The following is a 21640-nucleotide window of genomic DNA, read 5'->3' as shown; positions in this document are numbered from 1 at the left end:
CCCGAACTGGCGCGCTGCAGTGCAGCATCTGAAGCGAAAACCTCGCGGCATGCGTGGCGTGAGGTCTTCTTAGAGCGTTTCCAGAGCGGCTGTCGAGCCGGAATCCCGCGGCGGGAATTGGGCGATTTGTCCAAGGGGGAGCTGATCCCGGCTGAACGGCGCCAGGATTGCGGCGACGCGGCGGCGTTGCGGCCCCGCAGCCTCAGGTGGTGCGATAATGCAGCACGCCGTCGGCGTCGCCGGCGGTCAGGCGGCCCTCGACCAGCATGTAGTTGACATGCGCGATCAGCTCGCCGGCGGCGAAGCCCATCTGATGCGCATCGAGCACGTGCTTGTGGAACACGACCGGCACGAGCTGCGCCGAGGTTTTCGGCTCGTCGCGGCAGGCGTCCGCGATCATCCGGCAGCGCTCCTCGTGGTGGTCGGCGAGCTGCTTGATGCGCGTCTTCAGCCCGTAGAACGGCACGCCATGGCCTGGCAGCACCAGCACGTCATAGGGCAGGGTGGTGGTGAGGCTCGCCAGCGACGCCAGATATTCGCCGAGCGAGTTCTGGTCCGGCTCGACCGCCCAGACGCTGACATTGGGCGAGATCTTGCTCAGCACCTGGTCCGCGGACAGGAACAGCTTGTCGGCGGCGCAATACAGCATGACCTGGTCGAGCGCGTGGCCGCCACCGGTGATGACCTTGAAGCGCCGGCTGCCGATCTGGATCTCGTCGCCATGGGAGATGCGGCGGTAGGACGCCGGCAGCACCGAGACGCGCTGCAGATATTCCTGGCCGCGGCCGAGCAGCTTGTCGGTCAGGGTCTCGTCCATGCCGTGGCGGCGGAAGAACAGCCGCTGCGCATTGCGGCGCTCCTCGGTGCCGCGGTTCTGGTGATAGACCGACTGCAGGTACTCGACCTGCGACATCACCAGCGGGCAGGCGAAGCGCTCGACGATCCAGCCGGCGAGCCCGACATGGTCGGGATGAGAATGCGTCACGATCAGCCGGGTGATCTTCACGTGCTTCAGCGGGCCATCGAGCAGCCGCGTCCAGGCGCCGATCGATTCCTCGTTGCCGAAGCCGGAGTCCACCGCGACCCAGCCATCGCCGTCGGCGAGCAGATAGATGTTCACATGGTTGAGGCGGAACGGCAGCTTCAGGCGCAGCCACAGCACGCCGGGCGCGACCTCGACGACCTGGTCCTCACCGGGATGCTGCTCCCAGGGATAGCGCAGGGCTTCGGCGGAGGAGGGAACGGTGTCTGTCTTGGTCATGCCTCATCGATTAACGGCCGCCGCGGGCGAGCGCCAGCCGAAAAACGCGATGGAAGCGGCATGGCTGGACGGCATTCCGGGACGCGGCAGGCCGGGCCTCATGGTTCGAGACGGCGCTGCGCGCCTCCTCACCATGAGGGTTGAGGGTCGGCGCTTCGATCCCACGCCCGGTTGGCCACAAAGCGAACTGCACCTCCTTACCCTGAGGAGCCGGCCGCAGGCCGGCGTCTCGAAGGGTGAGGCCCGGATCGCAACTACGCCGCCCTGATGTTGGTCAGGAACGCGTCGACCTCGGCGCGCAGCGTCTCCGCCTCGCGGCGCAGCGCCGCCGAGGCGCTGAGCACCTCGTTGGCGGAGGTGCCGGCCTGGGCCGAGGCGCTGGAGACGCCGGTGATGTTGTTGGAGACCTCGGTGGTGCCGGAGGCCGCCTGCTGGATGTTGCGGGCGATCTCATGCGTCGCGGTGCCCTGCTGCTCCACGGCGGCGGCGATCGCGGTGGTGACGTTGTCAATCTCGGCGATGGTCCCGCCGATGTTGCGGATCGCCGACACGGCCGACGAGGCGACCTGCTGCATGCTCGCGATCTGCGAACGGATCTCGTCGGTGGCCTTGGCGGTCTGGCTCGCCAGGCTCTTCACCTCCTGCGCGACCACCGCGAAGCCGCGCCCGGCCTCGCCGGCGCGCGCCGCCTCGATGGTGGCGTTGAGCGCGAGCAGGTTGGTCTGCGAGGCGATCGCCTGGATCAGGTCGACGACGACGCTGACGCGGCTCGCATTGTCGGCGAGCCCCTGCATCGTCGAGTCGGTGGCGCCGGCTTCCTCGACCGCCTTCTTGGCGATCTGGGCCGAGGTCACGACCTGGCGGCTGATCTCCGCGATCGACGACGACAATTGCTCGGTGCCGGCCGACACGGTCTGGACGTTGACCGAAGTCTCCTCGGCAGCCGCCGCGACCGCATTGACCAGCGAGTTGGACTGGTCGGCGGTCTGCGACATGCTCTGTGCGGTCGCCTGCATGGCCGTGGCGGAGTTCTGCAGCGTGCCGAGGGCGCTGCGCACCGTCGCCTCGAACGTGGCGATCTGGGCCTCCATGCGCGCGGCGCGCTCGGCCTTGGCGGCATTCTCGCGGTCCTGCTCGGCGGCCAGGGTGCGGGCACGGACCATGTTTTCGCGGAACACCTGCAGGGTGTCGACCATCGCGCCGATCTCGTCGCGCTGCTTCGAGGCCGCGATCTCGGTGTCGAGATCGCCGCTCGACAGCGTCTGCATCGCCTGCTGCAGCCGCTTGATGCGGCGCAGGATGTTGCCGCCGACATAGAGCCAGACGAACAGCACCGAGCCGAGCAGCGTGGCTGCGCCGGCGCCGACCATGCCGAGCGTCGCCAGCTCGATGTCGCGGCCCGCCGTGGAGGTGGCACCTTCGGTCGACTTGCGAACGCCTTCGACGAGCTGCTGCACGCTGATGTCGAGGCCGACATTCAGCTTGCGCGTCTCCTCCAGCACGGTCTGGCCGTAGTCGTTGGCGTCGAGCTCCTTCTCGCGGGTCTTGAACACGCGGGTCTTGCCCTCGCCGAGCGCGGCGAGCTTCAGCGCGGCGTCGTGGATCGCCTTGGTGCTGCGGCCGGTCGGCAGCAGTTCGAGATTGGATTTGAGCTGCGCCAGCGCCTCCTTGAACTGCCGCTCGATCGTCTCCAGCGTGTCGCTGTCGTTGGCCGAGAGCGCGGCGGCCATCTGCGCCACCAGCAGGTTGCCGGATGCGATCACGTTGCCGAGCTGCTCGACGAAGCGGGCGGCGGCCGTCGCGTCGTCCGCCGACACCTCGGCCGCGCCGAGCACGGCGTTGAGCTGCGTCTGCGCATCCAGCATCGGCTCGTTGGCGGCGGCGGTGAAGTCCGCCTGCGCCTTGCGCAGGGCGTCATACTGCTTGTTGTGAAGGGCTGCGACGTCGAGCCGCTCGCGCGCCGCCGACACCAGGCTCTGATTGGCCTCGTTGATGTTCTTGATGGTCTCGGCGAGCGGCGCCACCACGCTTTTCGCGGCGCCGAGCGCGCTGATCTCGCTCAGCCGCTCCTGCGTGGTCTTCTGGATCTCCTGCATCCTCTTCAGGCGATCGTTGAGCGCGTCCTCGCTCTGGGACTGCAGCAGCGCCGGGCCGAGGCTCGCCAAGCTGGAGCTCTGCGCCAGCAGTTGCAGGCTCGAGGTCAGGCGCGGAATGTCGCGGCCCGAGAGCTCGACCATGGCGCCGCCGACGTGGCGCAGCATCAGTCCCGCAGCGACGCTGATCGCGATCGCCATGCCGGCGATCACCGCGAAGGCTGCGAACAGGCTGCCGCGGACGCCCCATTTGGGTCGCAGCGCCCCGAGCATCCTGCTGAAGCTGAACCGAATCGCCATCTCTGGTGTCCCCCAATATGCACTATTTGTAGCTGTTGCTTGCAGGCAGTATCGGGGCCGGCGGTTAACAAATCAGGGAAACTACTCAGGGCGTGCCGAATTTTCGCGGATTTTCGCATTTCACCGCGCGGCATTTAACGGGATGGAAGGGATTGTTCGGCCGCGCTTTCGATAACCTATGACAGAAAAGGCCGGCATCGCTGCCGGCCTTCCCGTCGTTTGTTGTTATTTGACGCCTGCGGATCAGTAGCGGGCCGCGAGCGGAGCGCCCCAGTTGAAGCGGTAGTTCACGCCAGCCTTGAAGGTGTGGTCGTCGGTGGTGAAGCTGCCGGTCGGGACCAGCGCGGCGGGCGCCGTGAAGGTGGCGCTGCCGAAATTGTAGTACTGATACTCGGCCTTGGCCGACCAGTTGGGCGCGAACATGTATTCGAGGCCGGCGCCGACGGTCCAGCCGTTGCGGTGGTCGCCGCTGGTCGCGAAGCCGACCGGCGTTCCGGCGAACGTCACCTTCTCGTTGTTGTCGGAATAGGCATAGCCGCCCTTCACGTAGAGCAGGCCCGGACCCCAGGTGTAGCCGAAGCGGCCGGTGATCGAGCCGAGGCCGCGCTGGCTGTTGGTGTAGGCGTAGCCGCCCGGGAATGCTGCTCCGACGCTTCCGCTCAGCCAGCTGTACTGGCCTTCCGCGCCGATCACCCAGGTCGGGGCGAACTGCCAGTCGGCACCGACCTGCACGCCGCCCAGGAAGCGGCCGTTGGAGTTGTTGCCGGTGGCGAGGCCGGAGAAATTGTTGTCGCTGGAGAACGCGCCGCCGAGATGGGCGCCGAGATAGAAGCCGGTCCAGTTGTAGATCGGAGCGGCGTAGGCCGGCGGCGCCTTGGTGGCGTAGGGGTAGGTCCGGGCGCCGAGATCGGCGGCGAAAGCGGACTGGGCCGAAGCCAGCGCGGCGACTGCAACGGTTGCGAACAGGATCTTCTTCATGGCGGGTCTCCGATACTCAACTAACAAGGCTCGCGCGTCGCGCGCCGTCGATGGATCGGAGATAGATCGCTTTTGAGTAAAATGCTGTCACTCGCGCAGCACACCGGCTTCCAACCCGACTTTCTCCGGGCAAAGGTTCTGGCGTAGTTAGCAATGCACTAACGAAGGCTGAACCGGGAGTTAACGCCGCGCCTTGCTGTGCCGTCGCGGCACAACCGGTTAAGGCGCGTTAAGGGCTCGATGCAGATCCGCGACTGCGTCGCGCAGCTGCTCGCGATGAACGATGTCGTCCTTGGGCATCGAGGCGATGCCGGCGGCGAGCTCGCGAAGAATCCCGGCGAGCAGTCCAAAGTGCAGATGCATGCGGATCGATTTTCGGACGTCCTCGGGGCCGGGCCGCTCCAGGATCAATGCCAGGCCGGATGATTCGAGATGGGCTTCGAACCGCGAGGAATGCTCGAACGTGCCGGCATAGAACTTGTCGGGATATTCGAGCGCGATCTCGGCCTTGTCCGGGATGGGTTTCGACATGGTGGCTCCTGGTGGCTCCTGCAGCAACGACGCTTGAATGTTCGCAGATCCACCTCCCGCCGCCTTGCGCCAGGTCAGAGTGGGAGGAGCGCCTGCATCCCCGGCCGAACGGGCTGCACCGCATTTCTACGGGGGCGGAAATTTACCTTCCCTGAGAAAAGGTTGTGCACGCTGATCAAATTAACGACTCGATGCCGGTCGTTCCGGACCGACCATCTCCATGCAAGCGAACGGAGAGGGCTCCGGCGGGACGACGGCGGGTGCAGTCCACGCTCCAGCGAAATGTGCCGCCGCCATGAAGATACGTCTCTCCATTTCCACGTTCATTGCGGCTTTCGGCCTCGTGCTCGCACTCGGCTTCGGTGCGGTCGTGCTGACCAGCGCCTTTGCGCTGCGCGAGCTCAAGGTCGGCGGGCCGCTCTACGACAAGATCAAGCTCGGCAATGATCTGGTGGCCGACATCCTGCCGCCGCCTGAATATGTGCTCGAGGCCTATCTCGAGGCGACCCTCGCACTCCGGACGCCGAAAGATCTCGACACGCATGTCACGAAGCTGGCGCAACTGAAGAAGGACTATGAGGATCGCAAGACGTTCTGGACCGGCTCGGCGCTGCAGCCTGATCTGAAATCGCTGCTGGTGGAACGATCGGACGGCGAGGTCCGGAAATTCTGGCAGGCCCTGGAAGCCGAGTTGATCCCGGCGCTGCGCTCCGGCGACATGGCGAAGGCCGATGCCGCCTATGCCCGGCTGGCCGACGCCTACGCCGCCCACCGCGCGGTGATCGACACGCTGGTCGACAAGGCGAACAAGTTCAATTCGGACATGGAGGCGACGGCGGCGACCCAGGACCGCAGCATCTCCATCATCGTGTGGAGCGTATCAGGCATCGTTCTGGCCCTGGTCGTCGCCGGCATGTCGGGTCTGGTGCTCGGCGTCGTCCGTCCTCTGTCGCGCATGACCGGCCTGATGCGGCGGATCGCCGAGGGCGATCTGTCGGCCGATATCTCCTATTCCGAACGCGGCGACGAGATCGGCGCGATGGCGGGCGCGCTGAGCATCTTCAAGACCAACGCGCTCGAGAACGCGAGCCTGCGCGACAGGCAGGAGCGCGATCGCTCGGCCGCCGAGGAGCACAAGAAGCGTGCCATGCTCGACATGGCCGACGTGATCGAGCGCGAGACCGAGACGTCCGTCGAAGCCGCGGCCGGCGCATCGCGCCAGGTCGAGGCCGTGGCCGCAGGCCTCTCGAAACTGGCCGAGGAGCTGTCGACCGATGCGCAATCGGTGGCCGCCGCCTCGGAGCAGTCGCTCTCCAATGCCCAGACGGTCTCGTCGGCAGCCGAGCAACTGAGCTCGGCGATCCGCGAGATCTCGAGCCAGGTGGCGCGCGCCAGCACGATCACCAAATCGGCGGTGACCGGGCGTGAGAAGGCCAAGAACACGATGCTCTCCTTGTCGACGGCCGTGGACAAGATCGCCGAGGTCTCCAACCTGATCGGCGGCATTGCCGAGCAGACCAACCTCTTGGCGCTCAATGCCACCATCGAGGCCGCGCGCGCCGGCGATGCCGGCCGCGGCTTTGCCGTGGTTGCGGCCGAGGTCAAGTCGCTGTCGGATCAGACCGCCAAATCGACCGAGGAGATCTCGCGCCTGATCGGCGAGGTACAAACCACCACGCAGGCCACCGTCGACGTCGTCGAAGGCATCGGCAGCCAGATTTCCGAGATCGACGAGGTCGCGGCCTCGATCGCTGCGGCGATGGAGGAGCAACACGCGGCGACCCAGGAGATCAGCCGCTCGGTCCAGTCATCGGCCAGCGCGGCGCGCGACGTGTCGTCCAAGATCGGCAATGTCGGCAGGGATGCCGGCATGGTCAACGATCGGGCCGCCGAGGTGCGCAGCGCCATCGGCTCGGTGGCGACGGGCCTGACCTCGCTCCGCGCCACGCTGGTGAAGGCTGTGAGGACCGCGACCGCCGAAGCCGACCGCCGGCAGTCGCCGCGGATGAAGTCGACCCTGCCGATCAAGGTCGTCGACGATCGCAAGGGCGTGGTGAAAGCCGATCTGGTGGATATTTCCGAGGGCGGCGCCTGGTTCCGGTTCGACCCCGAGCCGGGCATCGGCGATCGCGGCGTCATGGAGTTCAGCGGCTTCGATGGCCGCGTGCCCTATCGGGTCCGCGCCCGCGACAAGGACGCGCTGCATGTCGAGTTCGACGCCAGCCAGAACCGCGAGGCGTTCCTGGCCTGGTTCAGGCGGACCTTTGCGCGGCAGGCGGCGTAAACGAAGCGAGGTCGCTGGCCTCCGCTCTCGGTCAGGAGAACGGAGGCATTGCTTCGAACGGGTTTCGTTGCCGCGCTCACGTCATTGACGCGAGACCAGATCGCTGATCCGCACCGGAAACCGCCTGATGCGGATGCCGGTCGCATGCGCCACCGCATTGGCGACTGCGCCGGCCGAGCCGGTGATGCCGATCTCGCCGACGCCCTTGATGCCGAGCGGATTGACGAACGGATCGTGCTCCTCGACCGTGAACGCCTCGATCGCCGGCACGTCGGCGCTCACCGGCACGTGATACTCGCCGAGATTGGCGTTCATGATGCGGCCGGTGCGGCGGTCGGTGACCGCCTCCTCGTGCAGCGCCAGCGAGATGCCCCAGATCATGCCGCCGACGAGCTGGCTCTTCACCAGCTTCGGGTTGATGATCCGCCCTGCCGCGAATGCGCCGACCATGCGAGTCACCCGGACCTGGCCGAGATCGGGATCGACCTTCACCTCCGCGAAGACCGCGCCATGTGAATGCATCGCGTATTGCTCGTTGGCGGCAGGGTCGGGCATGCCGCTGCCGGAGCCCTCGACCTCGTCGAGGCCGGCGCGTGCGAGGATGTCGGCATAGCTCTCGCCGCGGCCCTCGTCGTCGCGCCGGAGCAGCCGGCCGTTGCGCGCGATCACGCCGGCATTGCCGGCGCCGAACAGCGGCGAATGCTGATCGGAGGTCGCGAGCTCCGCGAGCCTGGCGATGACGGCGGCGCCGGCATTGTGGATCGCCGTGCCGACGGTCGCGGTATGTGCCGAGCCGCCGGCGATGCCGGCATCCGGCAGGTCGGAGGTGCCGGCCTTGAACGTCACCTGATCGAGCTCGAGCGCGAGAGAATCCGCCGCGACCTGCGCGAACGCGGTCCAGGCGCCCTGGCCCATGTCGTGCGCGCCGCTCTCGACCACGCCGGTGCCGTCGCGCCGGATCACCGCGCGGGCCTGGGCTGCAAACATCAGCGCATGGAACGTCGCGGTGCCCATGCCCCAGCCGACCAGGAAGCCGTCTCTGTCGCGCATCATCCGCGGCTTCAGCGGCCGATCCCACCAGCCGAACCGCTCCGCGCCTTGCGTGTAGCACTCGCGCAGCGCCTTCGACGAGAACGGCTTGCCGGTGGCCGGCTCGACCTCGGCGTAGTTCTTGACGCGAAATGCCAGCGGATCGAGGCCACAGGCTTCGGCCATCTCGTCGACCGCGCTTTCCAGCGCGATCGATCCCGGCGCGATGCCGGGCGCTCGCACGAACAGCGGCGTGCCGGTGTCCATGCGTACCGCGTCGTAGGTGGTCGCGATCGCCGGCGCGGCGTAGAGCGTGTGCGTCACATGCGCCGCGGCTTCATAGAAGTCCTCGAAGCTCGAGGTTGCGATCCTCGCGTGGTGACGGATCGCCGACAATTGTCCGGTGTTGCTGGCGCCGAGCTGCAGCGTCTGCCGGGTCGGCGAGCGATGGCCGAACGGGCCGTAGAGCTGCTCGCGGCGCGCCACCAGCTTCACCGGCCGGCCGACCATCTTCGCGGCGAGGATGCCGAGGACCTGCGGGCCGGCCATCAGGCCCTTGCCGCCGAAGCCGCCGCCGAGATAGGGGCTGCGGATCAGGATGTTGTCCGGCGCGATGCCGAACAGCTCGGCCAGGCGGCCGCGCATCATCACCAGGCCCTGGGTCGGCGTGTCGATGATGAGCCTGTCGCCCTGCCACTCGGCGACGATCGCGTGCGGCTCCATCGCGTTGTGGTAATGCGGCGGGGTCTCGTAGATCGCGGTGATCTGCTTGTCACTGCCGGCCAGCGCGGCCTCGACATCGCCGTGATGACTCTCGGCGGGAAAACCCATGCCGACGACAGGCGGAACATAGGCGTCGGCGGCATCGAGACCGATGCGGGCCGGCTCGGCCTCGTAGCGCGGCGACAGCAGCGCGGCGCCCTCGGTCGCGGCTTCCAGGCTTTCGGCAATGACCAGCGCGATCGGCTGGTTGGCGTAGCGCACACGGTCGTTCTGCAGCGCCTCGAAGCGGAACGCGAACGGGTTCGGCTTGCCGTCGGGATCGGCATGCAGCGGCGGCCGGTTGGCGGAGGTCATCACCTCGACGACGCCGGGATGCGCCTTGGCGGCTTCGACATCGAGCGCGACGACACGGCCGCGCGCGATGCTGGAGACCGCGAGCACGGCATAGAGCAGGCCGGGCGGATTGTTGTCGGCGGCGTAGCGCGCGGTGCCGGTGACCTTGGCGCGGCCATCGACGCGGGACAGCGGCTGGCCGACGTTGGAGCCGTGTCTGACATGGGCGGGATCGCGGGAGGGATTGAGCTCAGGCGTCATGAAGTGCTCCTGGAACGGCGGAGAAGGGAGAGGCCGGCAGCGCCGGCACGCGCGACGGCGTGCCCTCGGCTGCGGCGGCCAGCGCGCGCATGATCAGGCTGCGCGCGAGCGGGATCTTGTGGGCGTTGTCACCGGATGGCTTTGCATCGCGCAGCGCGATCTCGGCAGCGTGCTGGAATGTGTGCGGCGTGGCCGGCTGGCCCGTGAGCAGCGCTTCGGCCGGGTGGGCGCGCCACGGCTTGGCGGCGACGCCGCCGAGCGCCAGACGTGCGTGCGTGATGGTGCCGTTCTCGATCACGAGACCGGCCGCGGCGGAGACGACGGCGAAGGCGTAGGAATTGCGCTCGCGCACCTTCAGATAGCGTGCATGCCTGGCGAACGCGCGCGCGGCCGCGGGCAGCCGGACCGCGACAATCATCTCGCCCGGCGCGAGCACGCTCTCGCGCTCCGGCGTGGTGCCGGGGAGCAGATGCAGCGCCTCCAGCGCGACCTCGCGCCGGCCGGAGCCGCCTTCGATCTCGACGATCGCATCGAGCGCCGCGAGCGGCACGCAGAAGTCCGAGGGATTGGTGGCGATGCACGCCTCGCTCCAGCCGAGCACGGCGTGCTGATGGGTGTCGCCGCCACGCGCGTCGCAGCCTGCGCCGGGCGTGCGCTTGTTGCAGGCCGAGGCCGGATCATAGAAATACGCGCAGCGTGTCCGCTGCAGCAGATTGCCGCCGACGCTGGCCGCGTTGCGCAGCTGCGCCGACGCGCCCGACAGCAGCGCTTCGGCGACCGCCGGGAAGTCGCGCGCGAAGGCTGCGTCATGGGCAAGGTCCGCATTGCGCACCAGCGCGCCGATCCGGACGTCGCCATTGCCTGACGTCTCGATGCGCGTCAGCTCCTTGATCTGGGAGATGTCGACCAGCCGCGCCGGCCTGATGACATTGCCCTTCATCAGGTCGAGCAGGTTGGTGCCCGAAGCGAGATAGGCCGCGCCGGGCGCGCTGGCCGCTGCGATCGCCTCCGCGACCGTCGACGGCTTCGCGTAGTCGAACCGGTTCATGCCGCGCGCTCCTTGTCCTCGGTGAGCGTCGCCTGGGCGTCGAGCACGGCCTCGACGATGCCGACATAGGCGCTGCAGCGGCACAGATTGCCGCTCATGCCTTCGCGCACGCGCTCCGGATCGCTCCCGGCCTGGCCTTCGTTGATGAGGCCGACCGCGCTCATGATTTGGCCGGGCGTGCAGAAGCCGCATTGCAGGGCGTCGTGGGCGATGAAGGCCTCCTGCACCGGGTGCAGCTGGTCTCCGTTGGCGAGCCCCTCGATGGTGGTGACGGCGGCGCCGTCGAGGCTGAGCGCGAGCGTCAGGCAGGCGTTGATACGGCGCCCGTCGATCAGGACGGTGCAGGCGCCGCACTGGCCGCGGTCGCAGCCTTTCTTGGTGCCGGTGAGATGGAGGCGCTCGCGCAGCAGGTCCAGCAGCGTGACGCGGGGGTCGTCGAGCGCAAGGGTTCGCGGCTCACCGTTGACGGTGAGTCTGACAGTCCAATTCATGCGTTGTTCCGATCGAAGCGATGGCCTAATCGGATCGCAGCGGGCACCGCCTTACGGGCGGTGGTCCGTCCAGATCCAGCGACCGCGGGACGACGAGCTGAGGAAGGTTGGCTGTCCCGGGTGGCAGGTCTATTTATACGGAGGGCTCCTCCGTTTAGCAAGAGGACATGAACGGTCCGTCATCAAGAGCTGGTGAGATGGAGACGAAACCACAAGACCGCCATCGCAAGCCGCGCGCGGACGCGCAGCGCAATCGCGAGCGTGTGCTGGAGGCGGCCAAGGCGGTGTTCAGCGTCGGCGGCGCCGAGGCGAGCCTGGAAGCGGTGGCGCGCCAGGCCGGCGTCGGCATCGGCACGCTGTATCGTCATTTCCCGACCCGCGAGGACCTGTTCGAGGCCGTGTACCGGCGCGAGGTCGAGCAGCTCGCGGAGCTGGCCGAGGAGCTCAAGAGCGAGCCGTCGGCGGTCGAGGCGCTCCGGCGCTGGCTGCGCTCGACGGTGCAGTTCGTCGCCACCAAGAAGGGCATGATGGCCGCGCTCGCGATCGTCATGACCGCGAACTCCGAGCTCGCCGCCTATTCGCACGGCCATCTCACCCGCTCGATCGGCGCGCTGCTCGCCCGCGCCGTCGACGCCGGCGAGATTCGCGGCGACATCAGCGCCGACGACGTCCTGCGCGCGCTGATCGGTATGTGCTACATGCACGACCAGACCGGCTGGCAGCAGAGCGTGCTGCGGCTGCTCGACGTGTTCGTGGATGGGCTGAAGGTGGGGAAGGGAAGAGTCGGCGAAGCGTAGTTGACGATGTCCGCGCTCAGCGGGGCGGAAATAACAACAACGTCAACGATGTCAGGAAAGCGTCCTGGTTTTGGACGCGGGCGGCCTCGAAGCTCGTCAGTGCAGCTCTCGCCATTCTGATGGCGAGCTGCGCATCCAGGGTTTTGACCCGGATCATCGGATTATAGTCGGCTTCATGTCGCTTCTCCTGTAGCTCCAGGACAGCAGATGCGAACGCGTGAAGGTTTGCTCCAAAGCCTCCGGAAGGTGCAAACGGCAGGTATTTTGCGGAAAGCTTCGACTTTTTGACCTCCTCGCATAGCAATCGGAGGTCTCGATGATCCACGGCTCTATAGACGAGGGCGTATAAGGGTGTCCCTTGTTTCGTCTTGCCAACGAATTGATCTGCAGCGGCAATGAGCGTTGCATGAAACAATCCATAATAGGCAGCGGAAATTGCGCGACGGATGTTCACCTGTCGCGGTGGCCCCGCTGCAGGCGGAGCGATCAACTGCTCAGCCTGCTGAAACAGATGCTCCGGATTAAGTATCGCCAACGGGCTCGTTCTCCGCCTCGTATTCGATCAGCGGAAAACGGTCCTCGCCTGCAGCCCGGAGCTGCTCTTGGATCTGGACCAGCGTATCCAGCACTGCTTCTCCCTCGATGCTGGTCCCTTGGATGGGGCTCAATACGATGGTGATCCGCAGGGCATCACGGCCTTCGGAGTCCGCATAGGGCGCTGTGGTGACGTCTGTAACCGCGGCGGAGCTGCTCAGATTCGCAGTGGCGACCTCGCGGGCGATCTTGGCGATTTTGGCGTTGTCCAGCATGGACGCAATATACGCTGCATTCCGGAGAGTTGCCATCGGCTACCGTCCGGAGTTTCATACGGCTCGACGGCCATCTCACCCCCGCAACCACTCCATCAGCGCCTGCGCCGTCTCCTCCGGCTGCTCGGGTTGCGGCAGGTGGCCGCAATTCTCCAGCACCACCAGCCAGCTGCCGTCGATGCCGTCGGCCATCTCCTTCGACAGGCTGTTCGGGATGGTGTTGTCGGTGTCGCCGGTCAGCACCAGGGTCGGACAGCGGATCGCGGTCAAGGTCGGCCGCGAATCCGGGCGCGACATGATCGCCGTCAGCTGCCGGATGAAGCCGATGACGCCGACCTCCTCGGCCATGTCGTGCACGAGCTGGCGCAGTCGCGGATCATCCTGGCGCGACGGATGGACGAAGCCGGAGAACAGCTCGTCGACCACGCCGTGGTAGTCGCCCTCCTTGGCGCGGGTGATCATGGTGCGGCGGCGGGCGCTCGCCTCCGGCGTGTCGGGCCGCGCCTGGGTGTTGATCAGCGCCAGCCGACCCACGCGCTCCGGCGCCTGGCGCATGATCTCGAGCGCGATGTAGCCGCCCATCGAATGTCCCGCGAGCGCGAAGCGCGGCGGCGCCTCGGAGAGGATGCGGCGCGCGATCGCGGCCATGCTGTCGTCGCGGACGTGGTTCGCCACCATCACCGGCCCGAGCCGCCACAGCGCCGGGATCACCGGCGCATAGATGCGGGGCGACGAGATCAGGCCAGGCACCAGCACGAGCGGCAGCGCATCAGTCATGGGTCTTCCCCCCGGAAACGGCGTTCACCTGCATGTCCGGGTGTCGTCCGCCCGGAATGCCATTTACGCGCGAGAGGCGGCCGATGTCCAACGATGTGCTGCGGCTCGCGCCCGGCGTCCCAGGGCGACGACCTCGTCCCCAGCCTTGTCCTGGCTCATCCTGCGCCTCTTCGCGACAGTGGATGGCCAGCCGGATGATCGCTGTGATCGGGTCGCACGCGATGCTGCTTGGGCCGCGGCGCCTCTGGCTTTCGTGATTACGGCGTCATTCGCGGCAATCTGGTGGCGTCGTCCGCAATTTGCGCGCGAGGAAGGGGTCTAACTACTTCCGCTCCGGATCATGCCACCATCGCATGCAGCGCGATGATACCTGGATAGACCGTCAATCGTGGCAAACGAGGTCGGGCGTCACGATAATATCACGTAATGGGCGTGCGGCCCGGCGTCGCAAGGCCTGCGACCACAACGATTAGTTCGGGCAGCTGGTAACTTCACGTGGCTGTTGACGCCCGGCGCTCTCGTTCCGTCGCGGCGATGAATTGATAGCACCGGGCTGTCGGCGATGACATCGGAGCGATCGTCGCACCCGGAGGAAACATATCCGCGCCAAGTCTAGCTCTTGCCGGAGCAGCGCGGGCCGACGCTGTTGATGGAACGAGAGACGACTGCTCGCTCGGCAGCAGCGAGGACGCGTCCGGCGACGTCGCTGCCGGATGAAACAGTGGCACTCGCGGCAGCGAGGTCGATGCGAAGCTTAAGGTGCTGTGGCCCAATGCGCGAGCACGAGCCGGCACGGCTGCAGCCGAGCCCGGTGCCTCTTGTCGAAGGATCAGACGAGCAGTGGCTGCGCCGTGGCGGCGAGCTTCTTCAGCAGCGGCAGGAAGCGCTCCTTCATCTCGTCGACGCCGATGCGATCGACGTGGCCGCCGATGTTGGCGGCGGCGATGATGCCGCCGTCATAGCGGCGGATCGGCACGGAAATCGAGCGGAAACCCTCCTCCGCCTCGCCGTCGACGAGCGAATAGCCGTCGTCCCGAACGGCCGTGACCGACGCGATCAACGCGTCCTTGTCGGTGATCGTCTGCGGCGTCATCTCGGTCAGCGTCATGCGCTCGACGGCTTGGCGCAACTGATCGTCCGGCATCCGGCTCAGCAACACGCGGCCGACCGACGTGCAGAACGCCGGCAGCCGATAGCCGATCTCGAGGCCGGTGGAGAACATGCGCGCCGGCGTCGCGCGCGCGATGAACACGACCTGGTCGCCGTCGAGGACGGCGAGAGAGCAGACCTCGCGGGCCTCGCCGGCCGTGCTGTCCATCAACGGCTGCATCACGCTGTTGACCTGGTTGGAGGCGAGATAGCTGGAGGCCAGCAGCAGCACGCGCGGCGTCAGCGAGAACAGCCGGTCGTCGCCATGCACGAAGCCCGAGGCTTTCAGGGTCAGCAGGATCCGTCGCACCGTGGCGCGGGCGAGACCGGTGAGTTCCGCGGCCTTGCTCAGCGTCATAGGGCGGCCCTCGCGGCTGAAGGCCTGGATCACCCGCAGGCCGCGATCGAGCGCTTCCACGAACTCGGGACCGTCGCCCCGAGCCTGCTTCTTCTCCTCATCAGTGCGCTTCAGTTTCGGCATCGGCCTGACATGATCCGCTGTTGTTGTTTTCGGCCGCAGTGAAGCTGCAGTCCGTTGGCCCCTCGGCTTCGGTTGTAGCTTTTTCACTTGCGCTTCTCCCCACTTAAAGCGAATCTAATCTGGGCGAACATGTGTTCGTCTAGCGAACATTATTAGATGATCGCGTGACGCTCAACGCCCGACTTGCGACGGAACAGGAGAGACGGCCATCATGATGAGCCAGGAGCAGAACGACCTGATCACGCGCGTCGGACCCGGCGCGCCCGCCGGTAAACTAATGAGGATGTACTGGCAGCCGGCCGCACTGGTCGATGAGCTCGCAGGCGAGCGCCCGGTGCGCGCGGTGAAACTGCTCGGTCAGGACTTCGTGCTCTTCAAGGATGCGCAAGGCCGCTACGGACTACTTGATCGCGATTGTCCGCATCGCGGCGCAGATCTCGCCTTCGGACGGCTGGAGAACGGCGGCTTGCGTTGCGCCTTCCATGGCTGGCTGTTCGACGCTGACGGCAATTGTCGGGAGACGCCGGCCGAACCGGCCGGCTCGCCGCTGTGCAAGAACGTCAAGCAGCGCGCCTATCCCGTGATCGAGATGGGAGGCATCCTTTGGGCCTGGCTCGGCGATGGTGCAGCCCCGGCGTTTCCCGATCTCGACTGCTTCACCGCGCCCGACGCCTACACCTTCGCCTTCAAGGGCCTGATCGAGTGCAATTGGCTGCAAGCGCTGGAGGTCGGCATCGACCCCGCGCATGCCTCGTTCCTGCACCGCTTCTTCGAGGACGAGGACACGTCGACCGCCTATGGCAAGCAGTTCCGCGGCGCCTCCGCCGACAGCGAGCTGCCGATGACCAAGGTGCTGCGCGAGTACGATCGTCCGATCATCAATGTCGAGCGCACCGAATACGGCCTGCGCATCATCGCACTGCGTGAGATCGATGCCGAACGCACCCATGTCCGCGTCACCAATCAGCTGTTCCCGCATGCCTTCGTGATTCCGATGAGCACGGAGATGACGATCACGCAGTGGCACGTGCCGGTCGATGACGAGAGCTGCTACTGGTACGCGATCTTCACCAGCTATGGCGCGCCGGTCGACCGGGCGAAGATGCGGGCGCAGCGGCTCGAGCTCTATGAGCTGCCCGACTATCGCTCGCGCAAGAACAAGAGCAACGATTACGGCTTCGATCCACGGGAGCAGGCGACCGCGACCTACACCGGCATGGGCAATGACATCAACGTGCACGACCAGTGGGCGGTGGAGTCGATGGGCCGGATCCAGGACCGCACCCGCGAGCATCTGGGCCAATCCGACAAGGCGATTGTCCAATATCGCCGCATGCTGCGCGAGCAGATCGAGAAGGTCGCGAGCGGCGAGCCGCCGATGCTGTTCCTCGATGCCGCCGAGGCCCGCAGCGTGCAGGGCCCGGCGACGATGGACGGCATCGGCCCGACGCGCGGCTGGGAGACCTACTGGATGGAAGTCGACGTCCGCCGCCGCCGCAGCGCCCCCTGGGCCCCGCCGGTGCCCGCGGATATCGTGCGTCTCGCGCCGCATCTGAGCGCTGCGGAGTGATGGCTGGCGTGAGCGGGCATTTGATTGGGGGCCGTCGCGACGAGCAGCCTTGTCAATTATTCACTCCGTCATGCCCGGGCTCGTCCCGGGCATCCACGCCGTCCTCAGGATGCCGAACGACGTGGATGGCCGGGACAAGCCCGGCCATGACGACGTGGAGACAGACGGGTGCTAAACTCCGATCTCTACATGCGGTGACTTGGCCGCAGGCGAGGAGAGGTCGGGACCGAGCCAGCCGCACCGCCGCGGACTCGATTGCGCAATCAGTCATCCTCATCAGGAGCCATCGTTGAGTTTCGTCGCCAAGCATCAGTTGTGGACCGCCGAGCAGGCCGAGGCCGCAGTGCGCATGCGCCGCCTCGCCGAGGAGCACGGCCTCACCACCATCCGCTTCTCGTTCCCGGACCAGCACGGCATCCTGCGCGGCAAGACGCTTACTGTCGATGCTGCGTTGTCCTCGCTCGAGGACGGCTGCTCGATCACGACGACCCTGCTCGCCAAGGACACCTCGCATCGCACCGTGTTTCCGGTGTTCACCGCCGGCGGTGGCTTCGGCATGGCCGAGATGCAGGGCGGCAGCGATGCACTGATGGTCGCCGATCCCACCACGTTCCGCGTCCTGCCCTGGGCGTCCGGCACCGGCTGGGTGCTCTGTGATCTGTACTTCGCCAACGGTGCGCCGGTCCCGTTCGCCACGCGCAATCTCTACCGGTCGGCATTGGCGACGCTCGAACAGCGTGGCTATCAGTTCATGGCCGGCCTCGAGGTCGAGTGCCACATCTTCAAGGTCGAGGATCCCAGGCTCGCGCCCGGTGATGCCGGCTCGCCCGGTCAGCCCGGCGTGCCGCCGACGGTCAGCCTGCTGACCCAGGGCTATCAATATCTCACCGAGCAGCGCTTCGATCAGATGGAGCCGGCGCTCGAGATCATCAGGGCCAATCTCGTCGCGCTCGGCCTGCCATTGCGCTCGATCGAGCTCGAATATGGCCCGAGCCAGTGCGAATTCGTGCTGCAGCCGGCGCTCGGGCTCGCGCCTGCAGATACGATGGTGCTGTTCCGCGGCGCCGTGAAGCAGATCTGCCAGCGCCACGGCTATCACGCCACCTTCATGTGCCGGCCGCGCATCCCCAACGTGATGTCGTCGGGCTGGCATCTGCACCAGTCGCTGGTGGCGCGCGACGGCGGCAACGCCTTCATGACCGAGGATGCCGAAGGTCTGTCCGCGCTCGGCCGCCACTACATGGCGGGCCTGCTCGCGCATGCGCGCGCCTCGGCGCTGTTTTCGACGCCGACGATCAACGGCTACCGGCGCTACCGCGCCTATTCGCTGGCGCCGGACCGTGCCATCTGGGGCCGCGACAACAGAGGCGTCATGATCCGCGTGCTCGGCGCCCCCGGCGATCGCGCCACGCGCCTGGAGAACCGCATCGGCGAGCCCGCCGCCAATCCCTATCTCTACATGGCGTCGCAGATCGCAGCCGGCCTCGATGGCATCGACCGCAAGCTCGAGCCGGGACCGTCGGCCGATGTGCCCTATGAGACCAAGGCGAGCCTGCTGCCGAAATCGCTGCGCGAGGCCGTCGATGCGCTGAGGGACGACGCGTTCTTCCGCCAGGCGTTCGGTTCGACCTTCGTCGACTACTACACCTTCATCAAGAACGCCGAGCTCGAGCGCTTCCAGGCGGAGGTCTCCGACTGGGAGCAGCGCGAATATTTCGAGATGTTCTGACGGCGATGCACCGCCTCACCGGCTGCGCACCAGCCCGCCGTCGACGTGGTTGTTTTGCCCGGTGACGTAGGCCGCGGCCCCTCGGCGCGGGTATTTCCGTATCCGCCGGATTCGTTCCCGCGCCGCCGCGTCGCATTTTCGTGAGTCCTGTGTCCGTTATTCCGCGCGCAAGCAGGCCTGCGGGAACCCGATCCCATCCAGCGGCATATCGAAGGAGTCGTTGCGCAACTCACGCCGGTCTCGGCGCGACCCTGCATGTCATGGCGATGGAAGGCGGAGCAAGGAAGCATGTTGGAACACGGGCCGCAGCGCGATCGCGCGATTGTCGACAGCGGCGATGCATCCGATCTGTCGTCTGAGCGCCACGACATCTTCTTCGCGGCCGTCGAGACCACGCGGATGCCGATGATCGTCACCGATCCGCGCCAGCCCGACAATCCGATCCTGTTCGCCAACCGGGCGTTCCTGGAGATGACGGGCTACGCGCTGTCCGAGATCGTCGGCGCCAATTGCCGTTTCCTGCAAGGTCCGGACACCGACCGCGACACCGTCGACGCGGTGCGAACCGCGATCGCCAATCGCCAGGACATTGCGGTGGAGATCCTCAACTATCGCAAGAATGGTGCGGCGTTCTGGAATGCGCTTTTCGTCAGCCCGGTCTACAACCGCGACGGCGAGCTGGTGTATTATTTCGGCTCGCAGCTCGACGTGTCGCGCCGGCGCGATGCCGAGAGCGCGCTGGTGCAGTCGCAGAAGATGGAGGCGATCGGCCAGCTCACCGGCGGCATCGCGCACGACTTCAACAACATCCTGCAGGTCATCATCGGCTACACCGAGACGCTGCAGGGCGCCGTCAGCGAACTTGCCCCGCGGCACCGCCGGGCCGTCGAGAACATCCGCTCGGCTGCCAACCGCGCCGCGACCCTCACCCAGCAGCTGCTGTCGTTCGCGCGCAAGCAGCGGCTCGACAGCCGGCCGATCAACCTCAACAACATGATCGAGACCATGGTGCAGATGGCGCGCCACACGCTCGGTGACAGCGTGCGCATCGTCGTCAAGGCGCAGCCCGGCCTGTGGAACAGCCGCGTCGACCAGACCCAGGCGGAGGTCGCGCTGCTCAATCTGTTCGTCAACGCACGCGATGCGATGCCGCACGGCGGCACGTTGACCATCCGCACCGAGAACAAGGAGATCGCGGAGGAGGACATCGTGCAGTTCGGCGTGCCCAAGGGCGGGCGCTATGTCGCGCTGAAAGTGTCCGACGACGGCGTCGGCATTCCGCACCACATTCTCGCGCGGGTCGCCGAGCCGTTCTTCACCACCAAGGAGGAGGGCAAGGGCACCGGGCTCGGCCTCGCCATGGTCTACGGCTTCACCCGCCAGTCCGGCGGCAGCACCTATATCTACAGCGAGGTCGGGCAGGGCACGACTGTGCAGCTGCTGTTTCCGGCGACCGAGCAGGCGATCGCTGCGCCGTCGATCCGGCCGCAGATGGCGATGGACCGCACCGGCAGCGAACGCATCCTTATCGTCGAGGACCGCCATGAGGTCGCCGAGCTGGCGCGCTCGATCCTGGAGGATTTCGGCTATCGTACCGAGGTCGCGGCCAATGCGCATGCCGCGCTCGAGCTGTTGGATTCGGAGGTCCGCTTCGATCTGCTGTTCACCGATCTCGTGATGCCCGGCGGCATGAACGGCACCGTGCTGGCGCGCGAGGCGCGCAAGCGCCAGCCGAAATTGAAGGTGCTGCTGACGACCGGCTATTCCGATGCCGCGGTCGAGCGCGCCGACGCCAACATCGGCGAGTTCGAGATCATCAACAAGCCGTACCGCCGCACCGATCTGGTCCGCCGCGTCAGGCAATTGCTCGACGGCCCGACCGGCGTGACCTGATGCGACGCTTGACCAGGCGACTCCTCGCATCGAAAGTCGGGCTGGAGAGCGGAGATCCAACCATGCGTCACGTCACGGTGCAGACACCGGCCGATGCGCCAGTCCTTCAGCCCCGCGGTGAGCCACGGGAACTGGGCGTGGTCGCGGCCGGTGCCTATGCCAATGGCCGCCGCGTCGCCGACATTCCGATCGAGGACGCCGGCGACTGGAGCAAGCGGCCCGGCCACGTGGTGTGGATCGGGCTGCACGAGCCCGACGCGGCGCTCCTGCAGCGCGTGGCGGACCAGTTCGGCCTGCACGAGCTCGCGATCGAGGATGCGTCGAAGGCGCATCAGCAGCCCAAGGTCGAGCGCTATGGCGATGCGCTGTTCGTGGTCGCCCGCACCGCGCAGCTCGTCAAGGAGCACATCGTGTTCGGCGAGACCCACATCTTCGTCGGCCCCGGCTTCGTGGTCTCGGTGCGCCACGGCGCCTCGACCTCCTATGGCGCGGTGCGCGAGCGCTGCGAGAGCTGTCCGGGCTCGCTCGCCAAGGGCGAGGACTACATCCTCTATGCGATCCTCGACTTCATCGTCGACAACTACCGGCCGGTGACCGAGAGCATCATGGCGGAGGTCGAGACGCTGGAGGAGGTGGTGCTGCAGCGGCCGCTGGCGCGCCACGAGGTCGACCGGCTGTATCGCCTGCGGCGCGACCTGCTGCGGCTGCGCCGCGCCGTCGGCCCCGTGGTCGACGTCTGCAAGCGGCTCGAGCATGTCGACAACGTCGCGATCGATGCCGAGATGGCGCCGTTGTTTCGCGACGTGCTCGACCACGCCAAGCGCGCCGAGGAGGATGCGGATTCCCTGCGCGAGATCCTCGCCTTCGTGTTCGAGGCCAGCATGATGGCCGGCCAGGCGCAACAGACCGACATCGCGCGGCGGCTGGCGGCGTGGGCCGCCATCCTCGCCGTGCCGACGGCGGTGGCCGGCATCTACGGCATGAACTTCGAGCACATGCCGGAGCTGAAATGGCAATACGGCTACTATGCCGTACTGGGCTTCATCGCCACCGTGTGCAGCGTGCTGTATTGGCAGTTCCGCCGGCGCGGATGGCTGTGAGGG

Annotated in this window: 17 protein-coding genes; 6 read left to right on the top strand and 11 right to left on the bottom strand. The window is 66.8% G+C overall.

Going from position 1 to position 21640, the window contains the following annotated elements; translation table 11 throughout:
* Window positions 1–202: 202 nt before the first annotated feature.
* From ACQR1X_RS26465 to ACQR1X_RS26450, 4 genes are all read right to left on the bottom strand, one after another.
* Window positions 203–1261 carry an MBL fold metallo-hydrolase gene (locus tag ACQR1X_RS26465; protein ID WP_434899929.1) on the bottom strand — a complete coding sequence of 353 codons (1059 nt, stop codon included), beginning with the start codon at window positions 1259–1261 and terminating at the stop codon, window positions 203–205.
* Between the two features lie 254 nt (window positions 1262–1515).
* Window positions 1516–3654, bottom strand: coding sequence for a methyl-accepting chemotaxis protein (locus ACQR1X_RS26460; RefSeq protein WP_434864229.1), 2139 nt, complete (start codon window positions 3652–3654; stop codon window positions 1516–1518).
* A 243-nt stretch (window positions 3655–3897) separates the two neighbouring features.
* Window positions 3898–4632 carry a porin family protein gene (locus ACQR1X_RS26455; RefSeq protein ID WP_315801511.1) on the bottom strand — a complete coding sequence of 245 codons (735 nt, stop codon included), beginning with the start codon at window positions 4630–4632 and terminating at the stop codon, window positions 3898–3900.
* 219 nt (window positions 4633–4851) lie between these two features.
* Window positions 4852–5163, bottom strand: a complete 312-nt coding sequence (locus ACQR1X_RS26450) for a hypothetical protein (RefSeq protein WP_434899928.1) — start codon at window positions 5161–5163, stop codon at window positions 4852–4854.
* Between the two features lie 295 nt (window positions 5164–5458).
* Here ACQR1X_RS26450 and ACQR1X_RS26445 point away from each other — a divergent pair, with 295 nt between their 5' ends.
* Window positions 5459–7447: a methyl-accepting chemotaxis protein gene (locus ACQR1X_RS26445; RefSeq protein WP_434899927.1), complete on the top strand. Its 1989-nt coding sequence runs from the start codon at window positions 5459–5461 to the stop codon at window positions 7445–7447.
* An 81-nt stretch (window positions 7448–7528) separates the two neighbouring features.
* On the opposite strand, the gene ACQR1X_RS26440 is transcribed toward ACQR1X_RS26445, so the two are convergent.
* Genes ACQR1X_RS26440 through ACQR1X_RS26430 form a run of 3 tightly spaced genes read right to left on the bottom strand, consistent with a single transcriptional unit; the run spans window position 7529 to window position 11332 of the window.
* A complete protein-coding gene (locus ACQR1X_RS26440; protein WP_434899926.1) occupies window positions 7529–9793 on the bottom strand; it encodes a xanthine dehydrogenase family protein molybdopterin-binding subunit in 2265 nt (754 codons plus the stop codon).
* Window positions 9783–10841 (bottom strand): FAD binding domain-containing protein, encoded by a 1059-nt coding sequence (locus ACQR1X_RS26435; RefSeq protein ID WP_434874801.1) that lies wholly within the window; start codon window positions 10839–10841, stop codon window positions 9783–9785. The genes ACQR1X_RS26440 and ACQR1X_RS26435 overlap by 11 nt, the downstream gene beginning before the upstream one ends.
* Window positions 10838–11332: a (2Fe-2S)-binding protein gene (locus tag ACQR1X_RS26430; protein ID WP_434874802.1), complete on the bottom strand. Its 495-nt coding sequence runs from the start codon at window positions 11330–11332 to the stop codon at window positions 10838–10840. Before ACQR1X_RS26430 ends, ACQR1X_RS26435 begins: the two co-directional genes overlap by 4 nt.
* A 197-nt stretch (window positions 11333–11529) precedes the next feature.
* Between ACQR1X_RS26430 and ACQR1X_RS26425 the strand changes: the two genes are divergently transcribed.
* Window positions 11530–12129: a TetR/AcrR family transcriptional regulator gene (locus ACQR1X_RS26425; RefSeq protein ID WP_434874803.1), complete on the top strand. Its 600-nt coding sequence runs from the start codon at window positions 11530–11532 to the stop codon at window positions 12127–12129.
* A 16-nt stretch (window positions 12130–12145) separates the two neighbouring features.
* Here ACQR1X_RS26425 and ACQR1X_RS26420 read toward each other — a convergent pair whose 3' ends face one another.
* From ACQR1X_RS26420 to ACQR1X_RS26405, 4 genes are all read right to left on the bottom strand, one after another.
* Window positions 12146–12664, bottom strand: coding sequence for a hypothetical protein (locus ACQR1X_RS26420; RefSeq protein ID WP_316182225.1), 519 nt, complete (start codon window positions 12662–12664; stop codon window positions 12146–12148).
* Window positions 12651–12938 (bottom strand): hypothetical protein, encoded by a 288-nt coding sequence (locus tag ACQR1X_RS26415; protein ID WP_315801503.1) that lies wholly within the window; start codon window positions 12936–12938, stop codon window positions 12651–12653. Before ACQR1X_RS26415 ends, ACQR1X_RS26420 begins: the two co-directional genes overlap by 14 nt.
* Before the next feature lie 75 nt (window positions 12939–13013).
* Window positions 13014–13715, bottom strand: a complete 702-nt coding sequence (locus tag ACQR1X_RS26410; protein WP_315801502.1) for an alpha/beta fold hydrolase — start codon at window positions 13713–13715, stop codon at window positions 13014–13016.
* Between the two features lie 829 nt (window positions 13716–14544).
* Window positions 14545–15345 (bottom strand): IclR family transcriptional regulator domain-containing protein, encoded by an 801-nt coding sequence (locus tag ACQR1X_RS26405; RefSeq protein ID WP_315801501.1) that lies wholly within the window; start codon window positions 15343–15345, stop codon window positions 14545–14547.
* Between the two features lie 211 nt (window positions 15346–15556).
* On the opposite strand from ACQR1X_RS26405, the gene ACQR1X_RS26400 reads away from it, so the two are divergent.
* From ACQR1X_RS26400 to ACQR1X_RS26385, 4 genes are all read left to right on the top strand, one after another.
* Window positions 15557–16915, top strand: a complete 1359-nt coding sequence (locus ACQR1X_RS26400) for a Rieske 2Fe-2S domain-containing protein (RefSeq protein WP_434899925.1) — start codon at window positions 15557–15559, stop codon at window positions 16913–16915.
* Between the two features lie 289 nt (window positions 16916–17204).
* Window positions 17205–18644: a glutamine synthetase family protein gene (locus ACQR1X_RS26395; RefSeq protein ID WP_434899924.1), complete on the top strand. Its 1440-nt coding sequence runs from the start codon at window positions 17205–17207 to the stop codon at window positions 18642–18644.
* Between the two features lie 288 nt (window positions 18645–18932).
* Window positions 18933–20537, top strand: coding sequence for a hybrid sensor histidine kinase/response regulator (locus ACQR1X_RS26390; protein ID WP_434899923.1), 1605 nt, complete (start codon window positions 18933–18935; stop codon window positions 20535–20537).
* 62 nt (window positions 20538–20599) lie between these two features.
* Window positions 20600–21637 carry a magnesium and cobalt transport protein CorA gene (locus tag ACQR1X_RS26385; protein ID WP_315801497.1) on the top strand — a complete coding sequence of 346 codons (1038 nt, stop codon included), beginning with the start codon at window positions 20600–20602 and terminating at the stop codon, window positions 21635–21637.
* Window positions 21638–21640 lie beyond the last annotated feature (3 nt).

It is taken from the genome of Bradyrhizobium sp. HKCCYLRH3073, assembly GCF_051167995.1.
GTDB lineage: Bacteria > Pseudomonadota > Alphaproteobacteria > Rhizobiales > Xanthobacteraceae > Bradyrhizobium.
This window is presented reverse-complemented; position numbering and strand designations above follow the sequence as displayed.

Excerpts from the sequence above, each read along its gene's own strand:
- ACQR1X_RS26390 (WP_434899923.1), top strand. The coding sequence starts at position 18,933 with ATGTTGGAACACGGGCCGCAGCGCGATCGCGCGATTGTCGACAGCGGC.
- ACQR1X_RS26405 (WP_315801501.1), bottom strand. The coding sequence starts at position 15,345 with ATGCCGAAACTGAAGCGCACTGATGAGGAGAAGAAGCAGGCTCGGGGC.
- ACQR1X_RS26385 (WP_315801497.1), top strand. The coding sequence starts at position 20,600 with ATGCGTCACGTCACGGTGCAGACACCGGCCGATGCGCCAGTCCTTCAG.
- ACQR1X_RS26400 (WP_434899925.1), top strand. The coding sequence starts at position 15,557 with ATGATGAGCCAGGAGCAGAACGACCTGATCACGCGCGTCGGACCCGGC.
- ACQR1X_RS26445 (WP_434899927.1), top strand. The coding sequence starts at position 5,459 with ATGAAGATACGTCTCTCCATTTCCACGTTCATTGCGGCTTTCGGCCTC.
- ACQR1X_RS26430 (WP_434874802.1), bottom strand. The coding sequence starts at position 11,332 with ATGAATTGGACTGTCAGACTCACCGTCAACGGTGAGCCGCGAACCCTT.
- ACQR1X_RS26455 (WP_315801511.1), bottom strand. The coding sequence starts at position 4,632 with ATGAAGAAGATCCTGTTCGCAACCGTTGCAGTCGCCGCGCTGGCTTCG.
- ACQR1X_RS26410 (WP_315801502.1), bottom strand. The coding sequence starts at position 13,715 with ATGACTGATGCGCTGCCGCTCGTGCTGGTGCCTGGCCTGATCTCGTCG.
- ACQR1X_RS26450 (WP_434899928.1), bottom strand. The coding sequence starts at position 5,163 with ATGTCGAAACCCATCCCGGACAAGGCCGAGATCGCGCTCGAATATCCC.
- ACQR1X_RS26435 (WP_434874801.1), bottom strand. The coding sequence starts at position 10,841 with ATGAACCGGTTCGACTACGCGAAGCCGTCGACGGTCGCGGAGGCGATC.
- ACQR1X_RS26465 (WP_434899929.1), bottom strand. The coding sequence starts at position 1,261 with ATGACCAAGACAGACACCGTTCCCTCCTCCGCCGAAGCCCTGCGCTAT.
- ACQR1X_RS26425 (WP_434874803.1), top strand. The coding sequence starts at position 11,530 with ATGGAGACGAAACCACAAGACCGCCATCGCAAGCCGCGCGCGGACGCG.
- ACQR1X_RS26415 (WP_315801503.1), bottom strand. The coding sequence starts at position 12,938 with ATGCTGGACAACGCCAAAATCGCCAAGATCGCCCGCGAGGTCGCCACT.
- ACQR1X_RS26440 (WP_434899926.1), bottom strand. The coding sequence starts at position 9,793 with ATGACGCCTGAGCTCAATCCCTCCCGCGATCCCGCCCATGTCAGACAC.
- ACQR1X_RS26460 (WP_434864229.1), bottom strand. The coding sequence starts at position 3,654 with ATGGCGATTCGGTTCAGCTTCAGCAGGATGCTCGGGGCGCTGCGACCC.